This window comes from Curtobacterium sp. B18 (assembly GCF_000333375.1).
Taxonomy (GTDB): domain Bacteria; phylum Actinomycetota; class Actinomycetes; order Actinomycetales; family Microbacteriaceae; genus Curtobacterium.
The window spans coordinates 1-1,627 of record NZ_BACZ01000418.1 but is presented as its reverse complement, the minus strand read 5'-3'; the positions used below and the strand labels follow the sequence as shown (position 1 = coordinate 1,627).

The 1,627-nt window shown below is 72.0% G+C and carries 2 protein-coding genes; both read right to left on the bottom strand.

Going from position 1 to position 1,627, the window contains the following annotated elements:
• The coding region (locus I5E_RS11495) for a SufS family cysteine desulfurase (RefSeq protein WP_022907119.1) at nt 1-1,209 on the bottom strand (1,209 nt) is incomplete at its 3' end.
• A 167-nt stretch (nt 1,210-1,376) separates the two neighbouring features.
• A partial coding sequence (locus I5E_RS11490) for an antitoxin (RefSeq protein ID WP_022907118.1) occupies nt 1,377-1,627 on the bottom strand: 251 nt, incomplete at its 5' end.

Below are 1,627 nucleotides of genomic sequence, written 5' to 3'. Positions count from 1 at the left end.
CGTGCTCGCCCGGCTCGTGGCGACGAGGCCGAGACGGCGGTGCAGCGGCTGGGCGCAGTGGTGGCCGGAGCGCACGGCGATTCCCTGGGCGTCGAGGTACTGGGAGACGTCGTGGGCGTGCACGCCGTCGACGTCGAACGACACGAGTCCCGAGCGCGGCACACCGGCCGGCGGACCGACGACGCGGATCCCCGGCACGGCGGCGAGTCCGGTCAGCATGCGTTCCGCGAGGTGTTCCTCGTGCGCGCGGATCCGCTCCGTGCCGATGCCCTGCAGGTACCGCACGGCCTCGGCGAGGGCGACGGCCTGCGAGACGGGCTGCGTGCCGGCCTCGAACCGCTCGGGCGCCGGCATGTACTCGGAGCCCTCCATCGTCACCGTGGTGATCATCGAACCACCGGTGCGGAACGGCGGCAGGGCGTCGAGCAGCTCGTGGCGGCCCCAGAGCACGCCGATGCCGTTCGGCCCGAGCATCTTGTGGCCGGAGAACGCCGCGAAGTCGACACCGAGCTCCTGCACGTCGAGCGGTCGGTGCGGGGCCGACTGGCACGCGTCGAGCACCACGAGCGCACCGTGTGCGTGGGCGGCGGCGACGACGGCCGACACCGGGGCGATCATGCCGGTCACGTTCGAGACGTGGGCGAAGGCGACGACCTTCGTCCGGTCGGAGACCAGTGCGGCTGCGGCCTCGGCCGTCCAGGTGCCGTCGTCGGCGACCGGGACCCAGCGGAGGGTCGCGCCGGTCAGCGCGGCGAGCTCCTGCCACGGCACGAGGTTCGCGTGGTGCTCGGCCTCGGTGACGAGGATCTCGTCCCCGGCTGCCAGCCGGAACCGCTCGGCGTCGACGCCGCCGCGACCACGGCTGGCGTTCGCCATGCCGTAGGCGACCAGGTTCAGGGCGTCGGTGGCGTTCGCGGTCCAGACGACCTCGGACGGCGTCGCGGCACCGATGAACCCGGCGACCGTGGCACGGGCGTCCTCGTAGGCGTCGGTGCTCAGGGCGGCGAGGGTGTGCGCACCGCGGTGGACGGCGGCGTTGTCCTGCTCGAGGAACCGACGTTCGGCGTCGAGGACCTGCCGGGGTCGTTCGGCGGTGGCCCCGGAGTCGAGGTAGGCGAGCGGGAACCCGTTGACCTCCTGCTGGAGGATCGGGAAGTCCTGCTTGATCGCCTCGACCTCGGACTCGGTGAGCGGTTGGTTCGGCGCCACGACAGTCACCAGTCAATCGTGGTCTGCTCGCGGCCAGGAGTCCAGTCGGACGGGCACCGCTGACGGCGAACGGCCCCGGACACGTGGTCCGGGGCCGTCCGCACGGTGCGCGGGAAGCGCGTCACTCGTCGCGCGGGAAGCGCGTCACTCGTCGCGCGGGAAGCGCGTCACTCGTTGCCGACCTGCTTGTCCGCGGCGTCGCGGGCGCCGTCGATCTTGTCGTCGAACTTGCCGCCGGTCGCCTTCTTCACGGCGTCGGCGACACCGTCGAGCACCTTGTCGCTGATCCCCTCGGCCTTCTCGCTCTTCAGGGCGTCCTGGACCTTGCCGTCCTTCAGGAACTCCTGGGCCTTGTTGATGAGGATCCGCGTGGTGCCGGCGGGGTAGACCTGCCGGTGCGAGTGCTTGTAGCCGTCGA